Annotated in this window: 1 protein-coding gene; it reads right to left on the bottom strand. The window is 49.8% G+C overall.

The window, feature by feature from the left end:
* Positions 1 to 558: M16 family metallopeptidase (locus R7E78_RS29315; protein WP_318059043.1), on the bottom strand; the 558-nt coding region annotated here is incomplete at both ends.

The following is a 558-nucleotide window of genomic DNA, read 5'->3' as shown; positions in this document are numbered from 1 at the left end:
TCAGCTCATTTTCCATCTCGATAATCGATGCGACCGTCGAATCGGCACGAACTTGCGCGGTAAATACAACCGAACCGGTTTCAGGATTCCCCGAGAAGTAACCGTAAGCACCGTAGGTGTAGCCTTTGTCTTCACGCAGGTTTTGGTTGATGCGACTGTTAAAGTTACCCGCTAGGTTAAAGTTCGCGAGCTGGCTTAGATAAAAGTCACCCGTGGCATCATAAGGCATGCCTTGACGAACCATCATAACCACACTTTGCGGTGCTCCTGGTTTGTCGACAAGATGAATTTTCTGCTCACCTAATGCTGGTATTGTTTGCGGAGCATAAAGTGGTGCCGCTTCATCTTTCCATTCAGCCCAAAACGCAAGCTTCTGCTCAATGTCTTGTTTAGCAATGTCACCCACCACCACGACTTGTGCGCTCTGCGGTGTGTAGTGCTTAGCGTAGAACTCACGTACATCATCAAGCGTTAGCGCACCGACACCAGCTTGCGTGCCGTCTTTCGGGCGTGCGAAAACAGAATCGCCATACAGCACTTGTCGACTTGCTTGAGATG

It is taken from the genome of Vibrio sp. YT-19(2023) (genome assembly GCF_033337395.1).
This window is presented reverse-complemented; position numbering and strand designations above follow the sequence as displayed.